Genomic DNA, 20024 nt, shown 5'->3' with positions numbered 1-20024 from the left:
GCAAATCCGTTAATCCCTGTAATTGCCGAGCAACGGCGTCCAGTCGAAAGGCTGGAAGCGGATCACCTCGAACTCGGGCAGGCCCAGGCTTTGGAGGATGCCGCGGATGCCTTTTTTGCCGCCGAAGTCGCCACGGTACCAGCCCATGAAAGCAGGCAGCAGGATCTTGCCGGGTGATTGCCGGGCTTCTTCTTCCAGGTGGCTTTTCATCGCGATGTTCAGCTGTTCGTCTATCCGCGCATCGTCGTAATAATCGATCGGGGGGCAGCTGCGGGCGCCGTAGTTCAGCGCAAAATGGATACGGTGGTCCAGCCTGCTTACGCGGTTCTCTTTTTCAAACTTACCCGGCACCAGTTTCAGCAGTTCCCCGTTCCTGAACGTGATAGCGCGCCGGCGCAGGATGCCATGCTCGATATCGTCGAGGCTGAGCGGCTCGCCGGCTACGGTGATAAGCTTTTTGCGGAAAAACACGGCCCTGTTCAGGAAAAGGGTGCTGTCGCCCTGCAGCGCGATCTGTGCGGCGGCGTTGTAGACATTGATCCAGAAGGTCTTTTTTAACCGGTCCGAATTCAGCTGCTGCACCAGCTCTTCACGGCTTAGCGTGGAAAGCGCCTGCAGCTGGGTTTCTACGGGGTTGCCGGTGCGGGCGGCAAAAAGCAACTCCTGTGAAAGCGGGATCAGCGCGTCCTGAGCTTCGTGTATGTATTCGTTGCTGCTCAGTACCGTGTAACAAACGAGATATGGTTTGATGAGGTGTTGCATCGTAGTATATACGTATTTAGGGGTGAACCAGATGTTTTTGGGGCGTTTGCATAAAGTTACGTTTTACAAACGCGGCGTCCAACCTGGTGCGTGGATAACTTATCCACCAATTGAAATAAAAGTTGCTGCATGCCGTCCATCCTGTGCATCACCTGCCGCAGGCTTTCTTCTTCTTTGGCCTGGCTGTCGCCTTTGATCAGACTTAGCAGGTCGTCCGGCCTGAATGAATAAAAATTCTCCAGTGTAAGTCCGTAGATAGCCAGTATATCCTCCATCCTGCCCATCGGTATCTTCCTGGTGCGGCCTCTTTCCAGGTCTATGTAAGAAGAAACGGAGATCCCGATCTTCCGTGCGACGTATTCCTGGGTGTATCCGTGCAGTACCCGGATGTAATAAAATTTTTTGCCGGTGCTGTCTCTCATATCAGATTAACGTTTAATTGGTTAACAGATTTAATTTATTGCGCCGAAGTTCCGCCATCCGTTTTTTAATATTTCACAACTGTGAAATATCCAGCGGTGCTTCGCAACACCAAAGTTCTGTTATCTGGTTTTTCCAATATTTCACAAATGTGAAAAAATTCACCGCCGTTCGTTCCGGATCCTGCTCAAGGTTCCGCGGGATATTCCTAAATACGAGGCGATGAAGCTGAGCGGCGCCCGGGCCAACAAATCCGGGTGATTTCTCTCCAGTTTGGCATATTTTTCCTTCGCTTTATCCATACGCAAAGAGAATGCCCGTTCTTCCATCTGGATATAATACTTCTGGGTCAGCTCCCGCCCGACAAAATTGAACTCCGGGAATTTGTGGTAGATCTCCTGCAACGACTGGTAGGTAAGGCCGATGCAAACAGTGTCTTCCAGCGCTTCGATCACCTCCCTGCTGGGTACCTGCTCAAAGAAGCTGTGCACCGCGATGATAATGTCCCCTTCTTTCATGAACCAGGACGTTACGTCCCTGCCGGTTTCCGTAATATAATAGGCCCGGGCCAGCCCGCAGCCTGCAAAGTAACAGTACCTGCATAGCTGGCTGTGTTCAAGGATGATGCTGCCTTTCCTGAACTTCACCACTTCCGATCGCTTCACGATCTCATCTTCCACTTCTTTTCCAATGGGATAAATCTGCCTGAAATACTCGAACATGCCGGCGTATAATATTGCTGATGATTCTTCCGGCGGTAATTTCCATAAAACGGGTTTACTAGCGCTCATTACCTGGGTTAAAAGGTTGATAAAGGATACGGCTGGTTAACGTCGGGTCCGCGCAAATATAAGGAAAGGAGCCCATGACTGAACAGCTCTCATTGTTATTCATACTTGTTTGTGTTATCAGGCATATGCTTTGAATGACGATGGTTGAACCAAAACGATTTACATGATCCAAAGAGACGGCCGTTGCACGAGCCTATGGCAGGACAGCGGCCATTCCTACAAACCGGCTCCTCTCAGGAATGTACAGCAATATGATGTGATCATTGCGGGCGGCGGCATTACCGGCATCAGCACCGCGCTGCTGCTGGCGGAGCGGGGCAAGCGCTGCCTGGTGCTGGAAGCCCGTGAACTGTGCTTCGGCACCACGGGCGGTACCACCGCGCACATCAATACTTTGCTGGATACGCCTTATACAACGATCGCAAAGAACTTTGGGAAAGAAAACGCCAAAGCCGTGGCACAGTCCGTGAAAGAGGCGCTACAGCTGATAAAAAGCAATATCTCCCGCTTAGGGATCGACTGTGGATTTTCCGAAGCAGATGCGTATTTGTTTGCACAAAACGATGCGCAGGATAAAGAACTGGAACAGCTGTTAGCCGCCACCAAAGAAGCTGGTGTTGAGGCGGACCTGGTGAATGACATACCCGTTCCCATTCCTTTCACCACTGCCATGCGCGCAAAAGAACAGGCGAAATTTCATCCGGTGAAATATGTGTTCGGGCTTGCCCGCGCATTTGAAGCGATGGGCGGCGGCATCATCCAGCAAACGCGGGTAACAGGCGTGGAGAACAACGACGATGGCGTGATCGTGGAAACAGACCAGGGCCGCTTTGCCGCCACAGATCTCATTTATGCCACGCACATCCCGCCCGGCGTGAACCTGCTTCACCTGCGCTGCGTGCCTTACCGCAGCTACGCCATGGCGGTGCAGCTGGAAGACGGCGCTTATCCTGAAGACCTGAGCTATGATATGGAAGACCCATATCATTATTACCGCACGCAGATCGTAAAAGGCCAGCCTTACCTGATCGCAGGCGGCAAAGATCATAAAACAGGCGAAGCGGAAAATGCCAACGCGCATTTCCTGCAGCTGGAAAGCCATATCCGCAAATATTTTCCCGTGAAAGAGATCAGCTACAAATGGTCTTCACAATATTTTGAACCGGCAGACGGCATTCCCTACATCGGGCATTTGCCGGGGCAGCAGGAGCATATCTACGTGGCCACCGGCTTTGGCGGCAACGGCATGATATACAGCAGCGTGGCCGCCATCCTTCTCCGCGACCTGGTGTGCACGGGCATTGCGCAATATGAAAAACTGTTTGACCCCAACCGCCTGAAACCGGTAGCAGGGTTTACCAATTTCATCAGTCATAATGCGGACGTAGTGAAGCAGTTCGCTATGAAACTGTTCACCCGCGAAGACCTTGACCTGCTGGCAGAACTGGCTCCGGGAGAAGGAAGGGTAGTGTCATACGAAGGCGACAAGGTCGCGGTGTACAAAGACGAGAACGGCGCCATCCAGGCCGTAAGCCCCACCTGCACGCACCTGCAATGCGATGTGAAGTGGAACAACGCCGAGCTGTCGTGGGACTGCCCCTGCCACGGCGCGCGGTACGACGCATCGGGCAAGGTACTGAACGGGCCTGCGTCTATGAACCTGGAAGAAGTAATGATCAATAAGGGAGTTGAACACTCTAAAAAATAATTATTTTATGAAGGCAGCAGTATTTCACAGGCCCGGCAAGATCCAGGTAGACACGGTGGATGATCCCCGTATTGAAGATATGAGCGACGTGATCCTGAAAGTTACGTCCACCGCCATTTGCGGCTCCGACCTCCACATCCTGCGCGGCTCCGTGCCGCAGGCGCGGGATATGATCATGGGCCATGAGTTCATGGGAACCGTAGTGGAAGCGGGGCACGGCGTCACCAAACTGAAAGTGGGAGACCGGGTGGTGGTGCCCTTCCCCGTGGCCTGCGGGCATTGTTTTTTTTGTGCGCATGGCGCGAGCACTGCATGTGAAAATTCCAACCCGGAGATGTACGGGCCCAATGGAGACCTGCTGAAAGAAAAGGGCGGCGGCCTCTTTGGTTACACCGATCTTTACGGCGGGTATGAAGGCGGGCAGGCGGAATATGTGCGCGTGCCTTACGCGGATTTCGGTCCCCGTAAAGTACCCGATGCGATGAAGGATGAGCAGATGCTGTTCCTGACGGATATTTTCCCGACGGGCTGGTCCGCCATCGACTGGGCGCAGCTGAAAGGCGGCGAGGTAGTGGCCATATTCGGTTCCGGCCCCGTTGGCCTGATGGCGCAGAAAGCAGCCTGGCTGAACGGCGCCAGCCGCGTAATAGCGATAGACCCTTTGAACTACCGGCTGGAACGCGCCAAGATGGTGAATAAAGTGGAAACGGTCAATCCCCATGAACAGGACCCGGTAGAATATCTGCGCAGTATTACCGAAGGCCGGGGCGCGGATGTGTGCGTGGATGCGGTGGGTTATGAGCCCGAAAGGGATGTACTGGACAAATTAAAAGCAGTGGTGAACTTCGAAAAGGGTTCCATGAAAGTGCTGGACGATTGTTTCAGGGCGGTGCGCCGCAATGGCACGGTGACCATTGTAGGCGTGTATGCCAGCCCTTACGACAACTTTCCCCTTCACCGTTTATTCGACAAAGGTATTACCATCCGGCAGGGCCAGGCGCCCGTGCATAAGTACATCGATCAGCTGATCGAGCTGGTAGCCGGCGGGAAAGTGGTGCTGGATGATATTATCAGTCATACGCTGCCGCTTAGCGCCGCGGCGCATGCTTATGATATCTTCCACAAAAAAGAGGACGATTGCGTGAAAGTAGTTTTAAAACCGGAACTATAAATATGGCGGTAACCCGGACAACAAAACAACCAGGGGCGGCGTCTTCCAAAACCGGGAAGGCAGCCGCTATGAAAAAGGTCACAGCTACTGCGATGAAAAGTTCTCGTGCACTGAAAACAGCGCCGGCTGCCGCGAAGAAAGCCGCCGCAAAAAAAGCCGCAACTATTGCGAAGAATAGCCCTGCCGCTGTGACCAAAGCTGCCATGAAAAAAACTGCAACTACCGCGAAGAAAGCAGCCGTGAAAAAAACTGTTGCCTCCACGCAGAAGAAAACCACAGCGGCTTTAACAAAAACAAAATTCACAGCCGCCGTACAAAAGGCTCCCGCAGGCCCGTTCCCGGGAAATGCCCAGCCCATGCTGGCCACGCTGGTAGACAAACCTTTCGACCGCGAAGGCTGGCTGTACGAGATAAAATGGGACGGTTACCGCGCCCTGGCCTTCATGCGCAAAAATGAAACGGAACTCCGTTCGCGGAATAACAAATCCTTCAACGAAAAATTTTATCCCGTGTATGCCGCGGTGGAGAACTGGGGCATACAAGCCGTGGTGGACGGGGAGATCGTGGTGGTGAACGAGCAGGGCACGGCGAACTTTTCCGCGCTCCAGCAATGGCGCAGCGAGGCAGACGGCGAGCTGCTGTATTTTGTATTCGACCTGCTCTGGTACGAAGGCAAGGACCTCCGGGGCCTGCCCTTATCCGACCGCCGGGAGCAGCTGAAAAAGATCGTTCCCGCCAAAGGGCTGATACGGCTGAGCCATGATTTTGAGACCAGCGGCACTGAAATGCTGCGGGTGACGCAGGAGATGGGGCTGGAAGGGATCATTGCCAAGAAGACGGACAGTCTTTACCATAGCGGCGACCGCACGAAGGAATGGCTTAAGATCAAATCCGCCAGGCGGCAGGAAGTAGTGATCGGCGGTTATACGAAGAACGAAGATTCAACAAAACCTTTCAGCGCGCTGCTGGTGGGCGTTTTCGAGAAAGGCAAACTGGAATATACCGGGAAGGTGGGCACCGGCTTCGGCCTTCAGCAGCAAAAGGAAATGCTGCAACAATTTAAACCGCTGCTGGTAAAGAAAAGCCCCTTTACCACTGAGCCGGACATCAACAAACCTTCCCGCTTCAGGCCCAACCCGCCGAAAGCGAAGGCATTCTGGTTGAAGCCGGTGACCGTTGCGGAAGTGAGCTTCGCGGAAATGACGCAGGACGGCGTGATGCGGCATCCTTCCTTTGAAGGGCTGCGCGAAGATAAAAAAGCGGCGGCCGTTGTGCTGGAAGAGCCCGTGCCGGTTACGAAGATCATTAAACCGCCCGCGGGTATCGTTCCCCCGGGAGAAGGTACCCGCAAAACCCTCCTCAATCCCACCGACGAAACGCAGGTGCGGCAAGTGAACGGCCAGCAGCTGAAATTCACCAATCTCAGTAAAATTTACTGGCCGAAAGAAAAGATCACCAAACGCGACCTTATCAATTATTATTACCGCATTGCGCCATTCATATTGCCTTACTTAAAAAACCGCCCGCAGTCGCTGAACCGCCACCCTGACGGCATTGAAGGCGAAAGTTTTTACCAGAAGGATGTAACCGGCAAGGTGCCCGAATGGATTGAAAAATACCCTTATCAAACGGATGACGGCGCGAAGAAAAATTTCATGCTCGCCACCAACGAGGCCAGCCTGCTGTACATGGCCGGTCTTGGCTGTATAGAGCTGAACCCCTGGAGCAGCACCATCCAGAAGCCGGACCATCCTACCTGGTGCATCATTGACCTGGACCCGGCGCAGCAGTCGTTTAACCAGGTGATACAGGCCGCGCAGGTGACCAAAGCCCTGCTGGATGATATGGGAGTGCCCTGTTATTGTAAAACGAGCGGTTCCACCGGCCTGCATATCTACATCCCGCTCGGCGCGAAATACACGTACGAGCAGTCCAAAGAGTTTGCCCGTATCATCGTCACGCTTGTTCAGAAAGAGATCCCGCGCTTCACGAGCATAGAGCGGCAGGTGAATAACCGGAAGGGCAAGATGTACCTGGATTTTTTACAGAACCGTCCACATGCTACGCTGGCCGCCCCATACGCTTTGCGCCCCAAGCCAGGCGCCACGGTTTCCATGCCGCTGGAGTGGGATGAGGTGAAGAAAGGGCTGAAGATGAAAGATTTTAATATTTTCAATGCGGCGAAGCGGGCGGAAAGCATCGGGGATATTTTCAAGCCGGTGCTGGGCGCGGGGATCGCATTGCAGAAAGTCATTTCAAACTACAGGGCAAAAAATGGATAAGATACTTCAGGCAGTAAGAGACTTTGCGGACAAGGCGCATGGCGATCAAACCCGGAAATACTCCCCGGACCGGTATATTGTGCACCCTATCCGCGTGATGGAAACCTGCCGCGAGTATACTTCTGATATTTCAATTCTTGCGGCGGCCCTGCTGCATGATGTGCTGGAAGACACGCCCGTGTCCCAGAAAGAATTATTCCATTTCCTCGAATCCATTATGGACCGGGACCTGATCCGCCGCACGCTTGGTTATGTTGTAGAACTGACGGATGTGTACACCAAAACCGCTTACCCGCAGTGGAACCGGCGGACGCGGAAAGGGAAGGAACTGGAGCGCCTAATCTCAACATCCCCGGAATCACAGACGATCAAATATGCGGATATCCTGGATAACGCGAAGGATGTGGTGGAGCATGATCCTGATTTTGCGAAGGTGTTCCTGATGGAGTACAGGACGATCCTGAGGAAGCTGGATAAGGGGGAGGAGGATTTACGCATCAGGGCGACGGCGTTGGTGGAGGAGGGGTTGAAGATGGGGGATCTGTGAAAACTTGCCCTGTATGAATTATATCCCGTTCAAATACCGGCCCTATTTTCCTCAGGGAACGGAGCCTCTGAAGCGCAGAAAAAAGCGGAGGCAGTTCTTCAAAGCGCATGGCGCTTATACGCAGGATTTGAGGGGGATTTTGTAACATTTGTAACATTTCTAAAAATCAGCGTGTTGTAATTTTGCGAAAAAACCCACGCATGCATTTTTTGTTCCCCCCTGGTTTTACCAACACTGAAATAAAGCCCCCGTATGAGCACGACTTCCTCCTGCCGTATACAAACGCCCGACATGTGGAAGGCCCCTTCGGCAATTTCTTTAGCCAGGCTGTAGTGGAAGACCAGTATCATATTGACTTCCAGGTTGCATTCACCAAAGAACCTGTTACATTTACCATCATTCCCGACTGGCAGTCTGTGATGCTCCTGTATATATTCCAGGGTGATATTGTGCTGGTGCATGCGGGCGGCAGGAAACAAAAGCTGGAAGCATTTGCCTGCTATGGCGCTTATGTGCCGGCGGGGCATTATACCGTTGAACTCGGTGAGGGCGTGCATTGCGTCGTACAGATCCAACTTCCCCGGTTCACGCTTTACCAGCTGACCAAGTATTTGGAGATATTCATGCTTTGGGATCTTTTTGAAGAAGGTTCACATTCCAATGCGCTTCTCTATATAACTGAAATCAGCAACAAGGCTGCTGACACTATCAAAAATTTATTGCACTGCCGGCTGGAAGATGAGGAAAGGGTCCTGTTCCAGCTAGGCCGTATGATGGACCTGGTTCTACTGTTAGCCGAAGACCTGGCCGCCCTGAATAAGGACTCAGCCGGCGCGCTGAAATTTTCGCCTGATGATATTAAAGCTGTGCAGGATGCGCTGGATCTGCAGAACGGTTATGAAAACACTCCTTTAAACCTCCGGGAACTGGCTCGCAAGGTGAATATGCATCCCAAGAAACTCAATGCCGGGTTCAGGCTGCTGAAAGGCAAGACCTCCAGGACGCTGGCCCATGAAGCCAGGATAGAAAAAGCCAAAAAGCTGCTGCGGGAAACGCGTATGCCGGTTTCGGAGATCGCGTATGAAACGGGGTATTGTAACAGTTCGGCATTCATCAAGGCTTTTAAACGCAGTGTGGGTATATCACCTTCGGTTTACCGTAAATGAACACCGGAGCACTAGTACCTCCGGCGTTTTTTTTTACAGCGGGCCCGTTAAAGTTCCAGCTCTTTGACCGCCTGGTTACCCGGCAGGTCGCTGGCCGTTACCTTCGCTTTTGCCGCCGCGGGCTGGGCATTGGCGAGGGTGTAGGTCCAGTTGTCCGCGCTTTCCGTGGAAACCGTTGCCGGGCCTTCTTCGAGGATGGTTCCAGCTTCGTCCATGATCTGCACATGCACGGTCTGGACTTTGAAGTCGTCCGTTGCGTGGATGCGGATCGTGTCGCCGGGGGAGCCGCTGAAGTTTTGGGCTTCGGCGGTTTGGATGGTGGGCGGTTTGAAGTAGTCCACGAATGCCACGTTGTAGGCAGATACGCCTGCTCCTGCTTTGGCGGCATATGCCGCTTTTCCAAGCGGATCAGCAATCACAAACCTGCCATACGCAATGGCTTCCTGGAACCGGGTTCTGAGCCCTAGTTGGATTTCAGTGGGATTGTCTTCCCTGGGCGCGGGCGGGAGGCTAATAACCGTCTTGCCGGCGCGTTGCCTGAAGACGAGTTCATTTCCTAATGCGCCGCTGGCGCCTCTCATGATCGAATTACGATCTTGTTTCATGATAAATGATTTAAAATGTGAAAAAAAATTGTTTACGCTGTAACTGTGGATCCATTGGTTACGAGCACAAAGTTGGGGTGTTGGGCGGCGGGAGGAGTTACCGGATGGGAAAAAAAGTATACCGAATGGGAAAAACTGATTCTCTCGTATTATTTTAACTTATGTGAGGGAGGTAGGATGGAGGGAGGTGAGAGGTTGGTGGAAGGGAGGTGAGAGTAAGGTGAGGGGAGGGTAAAATTGTATTATTGATGTGAAATAGGGATTGCGAAGATTATGGGTGACCAGTCCAAGTGCTTATTCTGAAGGCGGATGATCGGGTGATTAGCGGATCGGGGTAAGGTTTGGTGCATTGTAAAATTTCTGCCAGATAATCGGAAATAATCCGATTTAGCATCCGGAAAATTACAAACCCAGGCATTTACGTGATTATGTACTAACTCACAAATTCTATGTTATGTGCCAAATTGGTTTTTGCCTACAACTTCAATTCGTAATTGAAGGAACTACTGATTTTTCTTCATATTCTCCCAATCCTCGATCGGATTGTATTCTTTCTTATGAATTTTCTTGCTGGTCAAATCAACCTTTACTGTCTCAATAAAGTCTTTGAAATCGCTATTCATAGCCAGTTTGTTGATTGCTTCCCAATCGAGGTTTTTCCTATATCGTGCAGGAATTACAATTTCTGATGAATGCGGATCTTCTACATCTAATTCAATTACACCGATCCCGAATGAAGTCGCCAACCTCGACAATTCATCAAAAAAGTCTTCATTTTCTGAAAGCCGTGCAGCCACCAAGTATGCATTGTTTGCCCAGGATGAATTGGACACACACTGAAAAAAACTTTCTCTCAAATTGCCGAAATTCAGTTCCCTTTTCAATTCAAACGAAAATAAGTCGATTGCTCGAACCCCCAATGCTCCGCTAAAATCGTAGACCTCCTTTTTCCAATCCTCCATTGCAAATTGACAACCGACCATATCTGGATGTACCCATTCACCAAACTCCTTTTTGCTAGATGACGAATGATTTATCGTCTTCGTATAACAATGTAAATGGTAACTAGCATAATGCGTAAGAACTTTATGTAGATCTTTCTCTAAGAAATTGATTTTTGTTCTCAACGGCGAAGGCATATCGTCCGGGATTGATTTATCATTCAAATCAATTTTTCCTTCCATTGATTTTAAATAGAATTTCTTCGGACGGGTATCAGTTCTAACAAACTTTGATTTCGGATTGTCTCTCGAACTAACATACATCTGGGCTCCAAGCGTTGCCCAGGGAGTTTTACCTGTAGAATTTAACTTCTTTTCGTATCCTTTCTTAAGGGCAATATTCCAAATTTCGTTAGCGGTTAATGGTTTTGCCTCTTCCATTAACACATGTTCTGCAAGTTCAAGAAATGTCATGGTGTATAATTATGAAATAGGGATTTACCGTTTTAAGGCGTTAATGATAGCTCGAAAACTTTCCAGTCCCGCTTCCAGGTTTTCGACGATATCCTGTGCCAACTCGTCCGGATCTGGGAGATTATCAAGGTCTGCTAAAGACTTATCCTTGATCCAGGTGATATCCAGCGAAGTTTTATCGCGGGCAATGATTTCTTCATAGGCAAACTTCCGCCAGCGGCCTTCAGGATTGGCTTCGCTCCAGGTTTCTTTGCGCTTATGCCGGTTCCCGGGTTTGTAGCATTGAATGAAATCGTTCAGGTCTTCCAGCTTGAGGGGGTTTTTCTTTAAGGTATGATGGACGTTCATCCGGTAATCATACACCCAGACTTCCTTTGTCCAGGGATTTTTGCTGGCGGGCTTGGCATCCCAGAAAAGGACGTTTGCTTTTACGCCGTTAGCATAGAAAATGCCCGTAGGTAGCCGGAGGATAGTATGCAGATCGGTAGTTTCCAGCAGCTTTTTACGTACAGTTTCACCAGCGCCGCCCTCAAATAGCACATTGTCGGGCAATACAACGGCCGCCTGACCGGTAGTTTTCAGCATGCTTTTGATATGCTGGACGAAGTTTAGCTGCTTGTTGCTCGTGGTTACCCAAAAGTCCTGGCGGTTGTAGGTGAGGTCCTCTTTCTCCTGTTCGCCTTCTTCGTTGGTAAAGGTCATACTGCTTTTTTTGCCGAAAGGCGGGTTAGCGAGCACGTAGTCGTATTGAGTGGAGGGCTGCGCTATCAGAGAGTCGTTTGGCGAAATAAGCGATTCGCCGTCGATGTCGCCGATGTTGTGGAGAAACAGGTTCATCAATGCCAGGCGTCGTGTTCCGGGTACAATCTCGTTACCGGCGAAAGTTTTATGCTTCAGGAATTGCTTTTGCCCTTTATCCAACGAAACGTTATTGGGATCTACCAGCCAGTCATAGGCAGCCAGAAAGAAGCCTCCGGTGCCACACGCGGGGTCCGCGATAGTTTTGTTGGGTTCCGGCCGGATACATTCGACCATGGCCTTGATCAAAGGGCGGGGGGTAAAATACTGACCAGCTCCGCTTTTGGTATCCTCGGCGTTTTTCTCCAGGAGGCCTTCGTAAATGTCGCCCTTGTCTTTAACGCCCATCAGTATCCATTCCTCCGCATTTATGAGCGCGATGAGCTTGTAAAGTTTAGCGGGATCCTGGATTTTGTTCTGGCTTTTGGTAAAGATTTGCCCCAGCATTCCTTTTTCGGTACCCAGTTCGCGAAGGAGTTTGCTGTAATGGGTTTCGAGCTCATCGCCACTTTTGCCAACAAGGCTTTGCCAGTTATACCCCTTTGGAATACGCATGGGGTGGTTATGGGGAGGCTTGCTATATTCGTCCGCCATTTTAAGAAATAGCAGATAGGTGAGTTGTTCCAGGTAGTCTCCATATCCTACGCCATCGTCACGGAGGGTGTTACAGAATGCCCAAATTTTGGAAACTATAGTGGATGTATTTGCGGTGATATTAGCCATTTATCTTATTGTATTTTCCTGCTCCTAGCAAATTTAGACTGGTGCCAGATTAATCTTTGACGCTTTCAATTACTTTTCCGAATCCGGTTGGAACAAAATCAATTCCCTTCATCCATTTGTAAGTTGAGATTATTTCTTCTTTTTGAAATTCTGCGATCTTTTTCGGTGACCAGCTGAAGAAATCAGCTACCAGATGATCAACTTTCACTGTCTTCTTTTGTATAAGCCGGTTATTCCAAACTGCGTAGAGAGTGGCAATCAGTTCGGCTTCATGTGTGGATTTTGCCATTAATTGCTCAATGACAAAGACAATCTGCTTACTCTTGCTGCGGAAATATTTTGCGTACTCTTTTTCCAGTTTCCCGATATTATCTCCGGGTAACAGCCTAGTTTTATTGCCACGCTGTTCTTCCTGAACCCAGTCTTCTTGTTGCATTTCCTGCCTGAAGGCTCTTGTAAAATCTCTGTCGTAGGGGCCCGCAGTTTCTTTAATGTAATGTGTGTCATAGGGGACCTGCGCATGGTTTTCGGCCAGGTAGAAAACCTTCTGGAATTTTGTCAGACCAAAGTTCTTGTCTTTCTCAAACATGTGAATGATCCTGGCTGCGAGGACTTTCCGCTCTTCAGGGATCTCTTTGACCGAGGCTTCGACTGATCCCAACGTCGATGTTTCGGTCAGTCGGCCTTCGAATGCCATTTTGAGGATGCTTTGGCGGAGGGATACGGATTGTTGGATTGCCTGATCTATTAATCCTTCGTTTTTTGAAACAATGCTTAATCTTGTTTCAATTTCCAAAACGACTTGATTTTGCTCGTCAAGAGAAGGAAGTGGAATAGGGAAGTTCTTAATATTATCCAGGCTTAATCCAGCTTTTGTCGCGCCCTTTGTCATCGCATTAAGATGACGATGCCCTCCTGATTTAGAAATAATCCAATACCCCACAAACTTTTTATTGAATCCTGGCTTTGGTCTACATAGTGCAATATGTTGATTTACATACGCATTTTCAAGTTTGGAAGCGATTGCGAACATACCGAGATAACCGGTGATTGAAAACAAGAAATCCCCTTCCTTCACCTTTGTTCTTACACCCTCTGTGTTAACAGGTAATTCGACATACTGTATTTTATTCTCATCCAAATCTAAATCAAGTGAATCAAAGTCTAGATTAGTTATACGTAAGAATATTGAACCTGATTGGGAGTAGTATTTTGCCCAGCCTCTGGATCCACTAGTTACAAATTCAAATAAATCTCCACTCTTTATCCATTGCCAGCCAGGCGGTAACCCTTCCTGAATAGATGCGTCGTTAGTTAATTTTCCTTCAAATGCCCATTTCAAGACCGCTTGCCGATATGTTTTGAGTTGCTGTTGCGCAATCTTCAATTGCTCAATGCCTTTATCTAGCTCGCTGAAGAGTTCTTCTATTTTGGAGACGATAGCTTGCTGAATATGTATTGAAGGAAGAGGTATAGGAATATTTGAGAGGCTTCCTTTCGTTAACTTTAACCTTGTAGTACCATTAACGTAGGGTTTATATTCAATTGAATTTAAATAATATAAAATATAACTATTGATAGAAATATTTTCAATGCCCTGAAGAACATGAGCGTGATTATTCACCCACGTTTTACCATTTATAATATAAGCCTTGTTTTTAGACCGATCTAAAAAAGGAGCGCCGTCTTCACCTATTAACACAAATTCTCCCTCTGTAATAAATCCATCTATCAAACCAACTTGACCTGTCGCACCATAGTAAGGAAAAAGTTCCTTTAAGTTTTTTCCCGCAATTCTATCTTTCCTTTCTTCTGCACTAACCGGTTTTCTTAAGTTGTCCAATATCTTAACTGCAACATGAAGCGGTACAATTTTCCAACCTTTTATATGATTAGTAACACTATTTTTCAAATTCATTGGTAAACAAGTTTATCGCTATCATAGTACTTACTTCGTTTATAATTATCATGCCACTAAAATCTCATTCAACTCATCCAACACCCTCTCATATTCCCCCCCAAACAACTGATAAAACCTCCCCAAACCCCCATTCCTATTAAACGGATCGAGCTCAAAATCATCCTTCTCCACATGAAAACTCCCCGCAATATAGTCCTTTATCATTCTCAACCATTGCATTTGCTCCTCGGTGAACCGGTTATGTTGCCCGGCGTTCTGCCGAAGTATCCATTGTTGGAAGTTTCTGTCCACGGTTTTATCGTACATAGTTAGCTTTTCATCGATGCCGGTGATGTTCCGGATGATGCTTACCAGGGCAACCAGTTCGTTTTTGGCGGATCCCTCCACGAGCTTCAGTTGCTGATAAGCCCTCCATACGTGTTCCGGTGCCAATTGCGGACGCTCAATTTTGATCTTTTCGCAAAGATCTTTGATCATGCTGTACGTCAGTTCCCTGCGTCGATAGGGCTGATTGTAGAATATCTGCAGGGCAGTAATCTCATCTTTGTGTGCCTCTATCCAGGCGGTAAAGTCGCTGATCGTGCCAGCAGCGGCCGATTGTTGATCTTTTACCCATCCCATACCAGTGACTTCGTCCAAATTCACATGGTCCAGAACCTGGTCATACTTTTTCCGTACATCCACGATAAATTCGCGAAAGTCCGGGTTGTTGAACGCAGCTGTAGCCTCGCTGATGATAGACTCATGTTTTTCCTTGAACAGCTGGTCCAATTCCTGCTGCGTTGCATCGGGATGATCGCGCCGTACCTGGCTGCCAATTTGATCTTTTGTGTCCGGATCATGTACATACAGCAATTGCCGAGCAATCTGACTGATGTTTTTCCCACCGGACAGCCGGGTGAACTCCTCCTTTTCCCGCTCATTGATCTGTTTGTCGAGGCGGATAAGCCGGTTTGCCAACGTGGTCAGGATTTCTTCGGATGTATTTCCCATCGCCACATGGTGCAGCACATCTTTTAGGCTCATCCCGGGATTTTTTTCCAACGGGCGGCTATCCGTCTTCTGGCTTTGTTCCACTCCAATGGCATCAATTATCACGAAATGATCCTTCGTGAATTTAGCCGAAGGTGTACCGGAACTCTTTAATTGCTCCAGCGAACAGGTGCGCGTGCCTCTGCCTTTCATCTGCTCGTAGTAACTTTTGCTTTTCACGTCCCGCATGAAAAGCAGGATTTCGAGCGGACGAATATCGGTTCCCGTGGCAATCATATCTACTGTTACCGCTATGCGGGGGTAGTAGCCGTTCCGGAACAGGTTCAGGACCGTTTTTGGATCCTCCTTGCTCTGGTAAGTGATTTTTTTACAGAATTTATTCTCCTCCCCGAATTCTTCCCGGACGATTTCAATAATATCCTCCGCATGGCTGTCCGTCTTGGCAAAAATAAGCATCTTGGGGACTTCAAATTTCCCGTCTTTGTCAAATCTGTCAGGGAACATTCCCGGTAGTTGATCCCTTACTGTCCGGATGATAATCCGGATCTGGCTTTTATTGACAATGTCCCTGTCCAGCTGCTTGCCCCTGTATTCAACCTCTTCGTCGAGGGCTTCCCAGAATTTCCTCCTGGTGAGGCGCTCGCGCTTGTCCACCATTTCCCCCATCTCTATCCTGGCGCCGTTCCGGGTGATTTTCGTTTCGATATTGAATACATTGTAGGGGACCAGTACGCCATCAACAACGGCTTTTTCGTATCCATAGTCGCTTACCAGGTTTTGATTGAAATAGCCGAAAGTACGGTTATCTGGGGTTGCTGTCAGGCCGATCTGGAACACATCAAAATAATCCAGCACCTGTTTCCAGAGATTGTAAATGCTGCGATGGCATTCGTCAACCACGATAAAATCGAAGAACTCGATCGGTATTTTTTCATTGTAGACAACAGGAAGCGGCTCTCTGGCTATGGCATGTTCGTTGGGATTGTCCTCTTCTGCGCTTTCATCCAGCTCGGTTCCTTTCAAGATGGAGTACATCCGCTGGATGGTGGAAATATAGACTTTGTTATCGGATGGAACGTAGCTGCTTTTTAGCCTTGTGACGGGGTAAAGTTCTGTAAACTTGCGGTTGTCATCGTTTGGGAGATATGACATGAACTCCTGTTCTGCCTGTTCGCCAAGGTTCTTGGTATCTACCAGAAACAGAATTCTACCAGCCTTGGCATATTTCAGCAGGCGGTAAATGAAAGTAATTGCCGTGAAAGTCTTACCACTCCCAGTGGCCATTTGGATCAGTGCTTTGGGACGGGCTTGTTTGAAGGAAGACTCCAGGTTGTTGATAGCCGTGATCTGGCAGTCCCGGAGACCATCCGTAGGCAGGACCGGGATATCGTGAAGCCGGGTGCGCAACGAAGTCTCATTCTTTAGCCAGCCCGCGAATGTTTCGGGCCGATGGAAGGTAAATACTGGTCGGGAGCGGGGCTTTTTGTCGCGGTAGTCAGTGAAGCGGGTCAATTCACCGGTGCTTTCGTAGGCAAAATGGATTTTTGCATCACCAACATATTTGAATTTGGCAGAAGCGTAGCCCTCGGTTTGATTTTCATGGGAAGTCAGATGCACAGCCTCTTCTTCACGTTTCGCTTCGATAATGCCCACAGCCGTTTTGTTCACAAACAAAGCATAGTCGGCCGGGCCTACATCGGTCGGGTATTCTCTGATGGCGACGCCGGGTCCAGCGGCCAGATTCAATTTAGCATAGTCCTGGATGATCCAGCCGCTTTCTAGCAGGAGTTGATCTATCCGGTCACGGGCTTTTTGTTCGGGATGCTGATTCATACATGGGGATAAGGTACTTGCGAATATAGATAAAAAGGTGATAATGTGTTTACAACACGCGTGACATATCAGTTTGGAAAATTCTTTAGTAGAGGTAGACAAGCCAAGTTTAAACAGGCATAGCCAAGATTCCAGAAATTATTTAATCTTGTTTGCTGCTCTTCAAACTCCCCATTTCCGCCCACCCCACCCCCCAATCTGTCCACTTCCCCGAAATCCCCTTCCTCCCCCGCTGGTTCCACCCCACCTTCGTATCACCAAACACAATATAACCAGCAAATCATGAACTTAAAAACAACACAAATCATCTACTGGACAGGCGCAATATTAACCTCCTTATGGTTCGGCGCCAGCGGTTTCTTCGAATTAACCAGGAACCCGATCGTATGGGGCATAACCGTGCAACTGGGCTATCCGCCGCATTTCATTTATATCCTCGGCGTGGCCAAGCTTTCGGGCATTATCGTGCTGCTAACGCCACACAGACTGCTCAGGCTGAAGGAGTGGGTATTCGCCGGCATATTCTTCGACATCATCTTCGCCTTCTTCTCAAAACTAAGCGTGCTGGAACCAGTATCTGCGGTAGACGCTGTAGTGGCGTTTGTAATGGTAAGTATTACCTACGCGATGTTCAGACAGCTATACCCTGCGAATTTCAGCCGGGTAGCCTACCAAATGAATAAGAAAGCTCACCCCTTATGCTTCATCCTCCCCCGGAACAAATCTACAAACCCATGAAACACCAACACAAACGGGTTATGGCTTACAAAACCCGTCGTGATACCATACCGTACTTTCTCTGTCTCAGGCTGGTAAGTGCCGAACAGTTGGTCCCACAGCATAAGTACGCCGCCGAAGTTCTTATCGATGTACAGGGGGTTGCAGCCATGATGCACGCGGTGGGCGGAAGGCGTGTCGATAATGCCTTCCAGCTTGCCGAGCTTGCCGATGGCTTCGGTATGCATCAAAAACTGGTACAGGAGATTCAGTCCTACGGACAATGCGATCATCAGCGGCGGAAATCCCAGCAGGGCCATCGGGATATAAAAGAACGGGGTAACGGCGGCCGAGAACCAGTTGAGCCGGTACGAGGTGGTCAGGTTCATCCAGGGGCTGGAATGGTGAATGAGATGAAAGGCCCATAGCGGTTTCCAGGCATGCGAGGCACGGTGGAACCAGTAATAAACGAAATCACTCAGCAGGAAAGTGCCGATGAACAGTACCAAGCCGGGCTCAAAATCGAATAGCCGGTAACGGTAGGCCCAGCTGAGCACGCCCAGCTGCCACCCGGCAAACAGCAGCTTGGACAGCTGGAAACCGGCCATAATACCCAGGTTTGTAAGCGTTTCCTTTACCTGGTAGGCTCTTTTATCGTGCCGCCAGCTCCATATCATTTCCGCGAGGATGAGAATAAACAGCACGCCCGCTATCCATATCTTGTAAGATGATCTTTCCATTTTGCTATTTATAGATCACGGTTTTTCTGAACACTATCCTGGCTGGCGGAAGCACAACCGGCACGGGCCTCACAACTATGGGCCGGACTGCCACCACCGGGCGCGGAGCAATAACCACCCGGGGCGCCACCATAACTGCCCGGCATACGGAACGCTTTACAATTACCGCCTGCGCCTTTGCTGCATAAGCGGGGAAAATCAACGCCGCGGCCAGCGGAATAATTAATCTTTTCATGGTTTTCCTGTTTAAATTTTAAAAGACATTACAGCAAAACTATCACAGCAGGGCATCATAAAAAGGATGCGGCACCATGAAAAGGACAAATCGAATGTTGAAAAACCACGCCCTTTGCCATGCTCATCTGTTTTATTGTCCGCTTCATAAGCGGCTAGGCACACCCTGTCGGATCATTTGGTATTTTCGTACTATGAAGAAATTTTACCCGCTCACCGGACTCGTCATATCGCTTTTTATAGCGTTGCTGGGGTATGCGCTCCGGCTGAACCGGGAAAATATCGGGGCATCGCTGCTCTCGTTCACCATTTCTTTTGTGAACGTATTTTTAAGTTGGCTGCTGGTGCAATACATCCTCCAGTCCAAAAAGCCTGCGAATTACGGCTGGAAAGCCATTGCAGCGGTGGCTGGCTGTATGCTGATCTCTCTTCTCCCCATTACCATCACCAGGAATTTCGCGGAAGTGCGCAACCGCATAGACGCGGTTCCCAAAGGCATGAACGCCGTCAGCGTCCTCCTGCTGACACGCGGATTTGTTATCGGCGGTTTTTTATACTTCATCGCTTACCTGCTTAGGATGTCGGAATTGAAACGTCACTCCGAGCTGGAGAACGAACGGCTGAAACAGGAAAACCTGCAGGCCCGGTTAAGCCTCCTCCAGGAACAGGTAAGCCCGCATTTCCTGTTCAACTCCCTCGGCACCCTGCAGAGCATGGTGCAGGAACAGGCCCCGCGGGAATTTATACAACGGCTGTCTGAAGTTTACCGGTACCTGCTGAGCAACCGCATGGCAGACCTGGTTCCGTTACGGGCGGAACTGGATTTTACCGAAGCCTATCTTTATATTTTAAAAGAACGGTTCGAAGACGCGCTGGTAACCCGGATCGATATTTCCGAAGATGCATGGCAGAAAAAATTGCCGCCGGCCAGCTTGCAGCTGCTGATAGAGAACGCCGTGAAGCACAATGTCGCCACCACCGAAAACCCTCTCTCTATCAGCATCTGTACCAATGAAGATGGATGGCTGACAGTAAGCAATTCCCTGCAAAAGAGGAACCTGGTAAGGAACAGCCTGGGCAGCGGCTTAAGGAATATCATGGAAAGATACCAGCTGCTGGCAGGCCTGAACATCATCGTCGAAGAAACTGGTACCCGTTTCACCGTACGCATTCCATTGATAACATAAAGCCCGGCAAC

The 20024-nt window shown here is 49.4% G+C and carries 17 protein-coding genes; 7 read left to right on the top strand and 10 right to left on the bottom strand.

Translation table 11 applies throughout. The features are described 5' to 3' along the window. Positions 1-9: 9 nt before the first annotated feature. From ACTJIK_RS03525 to ACTJIK_RS03515, 3 genes are all read right to left on the bottom strand, one after another. Positions 10-762: a DUF547 domain-containing protein gene (locus ACTJIK_RS03525; protein WP_440644923.1), complete on the bottom strand. Its 753-nt coding sequence runs from the start codon at positions 760-762 to the stop codon at positions 10-12. 56 nt (positions 763-818) lie between these two features. Continuing rightward, positions 819-1184, bottom strand: a complete 366-nt coding sequence (locus tag ACTJIK_RS03520) for a helix-turn-helix transcriptional regulator (protein WP_440644922.1) — start codon at positions 1182-1184, stop codon at positions 819-821. A gap of 159 nt (positions 1185-1343) precedes the next feature. Then, a complete protein-coding gene (locus ACTJIK_RS03515) occupies positions 1344-1973 on the bottom strand; it encodes a Crp/Fnr family transcriptional regulator (RefSeq protein WP_440644921.1) in 630 nt (209 codons plus the stop codon). A gap of 163 nt (positions 1974-2136) precedes the next feature. On the opposite strand from ACTJIK_RS03515, the gene ACTJIK_RS03510 reads away from it, so the two are divergent. The 5 genes from ACTJIK_RS03510 (at position 2137) to ACTJIK_RS03490 (ending at position 8847) form a co-directional block, all read left to right on the top strand. After that, positions 2137-3681, top strand: a complete 1545-nt coding sequence (locus ACTJIK_RS03510) for an FAD-dependent oxidoreductase (protein WP_440644920.1) — start codon at positions 2137-2139, stop codon at positions 3679-3681. 7 nt (positions 3682-3688) lie between these two features. Next, positions 3689-4852, top strand: coding sequence for a zinc-dependent alcohol dehydrogenase (locus ACTJIK_RS03505; RefSeq protein WP_440644919.1), 1164 nt, complete (start codon positions 3689-3691; stop codon positions 4850-4852). Positions 4853-4944: 92 nt separating this feature from the next. Next, positions 4945-7134, top strand: a complete 2190-nt coding sequence (gene ligD, locus ACTJIK_RS03500) for a DNA ligase D (RefSeq protein ID WP_440644918.1) — start codon at positions 4945-4947, stop codon at positions 7132-7134. After that, a complete protein-coding gene (locus tag ACTJIK_RS03495) occupies positions 7127-7681 on the top strand; it encodes an HD domain-containing protein (RefSeq protein WP_440644917.1) in 555 nt (184 codons plus the stop codon). The genes ligD and ACTJIK_RS03495 overlap by 8 nt, the downstream gene beginning before the upstream one ends. Before the next feature lie 200 nt (positions 7682-7881). Further along, positions 7882-8847, top strand: a complete 966-nt coding sequence (locus tag ACTJIK_RS03490; RefSeq protein WP_440644916.1) for a helix-turn-helix domain-containing protein — start codon at positions 7882-7884, stop codon at positions 8845-8847. Between the two features lie 47 nt (positions 8848-8894). On the opposite strand, the gene ACTJIK_RS03485 is transcribed toward ACTJIK_RS03490, so the two are convergent. The 5 genes from ACTJIK_RS03485 to ACTJIK_RS03465 all read right to left on the bottom strand — a co-directional run bounded on the left by ACTJIK_RS03485 (position 8895) and on the right by ACTJIK_RS03465 (position 17135). After that, positions 8895-9452 carry a hypothetical protein gene (locus ACTJIK_RS03485; protein ID WP_440644915.1) on the bottom strand — a complete coding sequence of 186 codons (558 nt, stop codon included), beginning with the start codon at positions 9450-9452 and terminating at the stop codon, positions 8895-8897. A 503-nt stretch (positions 9453-9955) separates the two neighbouring features. After that, positions 9956-10867 (bottom strand): COG2958 family protein, encoded by a 912-nt coding sequence (locus tag ACTJIK_RS03480; protein ID WP_440644914.1) that lies wholly within the window; start codon positions 10865-10867, stop codon positions 9956-9958. 24 nt (positions 10868-10891) lie between these two features. Beyond that, the gene (locus tag ACTJIK_RS03475; protein ID WP_440644913.1) at positions 10892-12388 is read right to left on the bottom strand and encodes an N-6 DNA methylase; all 1497 of its coding nucleotides are present in this window, start codon (positions 12386-12388) and stop codon (positions 10892-10894) included. A gap of 49 nt (positions 12389-12437) precedes the next feature. Next, entirely contained in the window at positions 12438-14306 is a 1869-nt protein-coding gene (locus ACTJIK_RS03470; protein WP_440644912.1) for a restriction endonuclease subunit S, read from the bottom strand. A gap of 48 nt (positions 14307-14354) precedes the next feature. Continuing rightward, the gene (locus ACTJIK_RS03465) at positions 14355-17135 is read right to left on the bottom strand and encodes a type I restriction endonuclease subunit R (RefSeq protein WP_440644911.1); all 2781 of its coding nucleotides are present in this window, start codon (positions 17133-17135) and stop codon (positions 14355-14357) included. Between the two features lie 282 nt (positions 17136-17417). On the opposite strand from ACTJIK_RS03465, the gene ACTJIK_RS03460 reads away from it, so the two are divergent. Beyond that, positions 17418-17873, top strand: coding sequence for a DoxX family protein (locus tag ACTJIK_RS03460; protein WP_440644910.1), 456 nt, complete (start codon positions 17418-17420; stop codon positions 17871-17873). On the opposite strand, the gene ACTJIK_RS03455 is transcribed toward ACTJIK_RS03460, so the two are convergent. Together ACTJIK_RS03455 and ACTJIK_RS03450 are read right to left on the bottom strand one after the other, a co-directional pair. Next, entirely contained in the window at positions 17825-18592 is a 768-nt protein-coding gene (locus tag ACTJIK_RS03455; protein WP_440644909.1) for a sterol desaturase family protein, read from the bottom strand. The genes ACTJIK_RS03460 and ACTJIK_RS03455 overlap by 49 nt on opposite strands. 4 nt (positions 18593-18596) lie before the next feature. Continuing rightward, a complete protein-coding gene (locus ACTJIK_RS03450) occupies positions 18597-18827 on the bottom strand; it encodes a hypothetical protein (RefSeq protein WP_440644908.1) in 231 nt (76 codons plus the stop codon). A 193-nt stretch (positions 18828-19020) separates the two neighbouring features. Between ACTJIK_RS03450 and ACTJIK_RS03445 the strand changes: the two genes are divergently transcribed. After that, positions 19021-20013 (top strand): sensor histidine kinase, encoded by a 993-nt coding sequence (locus tag ACTJIK_RS03445; RefSeq protein WP_440644907.1) that lies wholly within the window; start codon positions 19021-19023, stop codon positions 20011-20013. Positions 20014-20024: the final 11 nt, after the last annotated feature.

Source organism: Chitinophaga sp. 22620 (assembly GCF_052044405.1).
Taxonomy (GTDB): Bacteria; Bacteroidota; Bacteroidia; order Chitinophagales; family Chitinophagaceae; genus Chitinophaga.
Note: the sequence above shows the minus strand (reverse complement) of the source record. Positions and strands in the feature narration are given on the sequence as shown.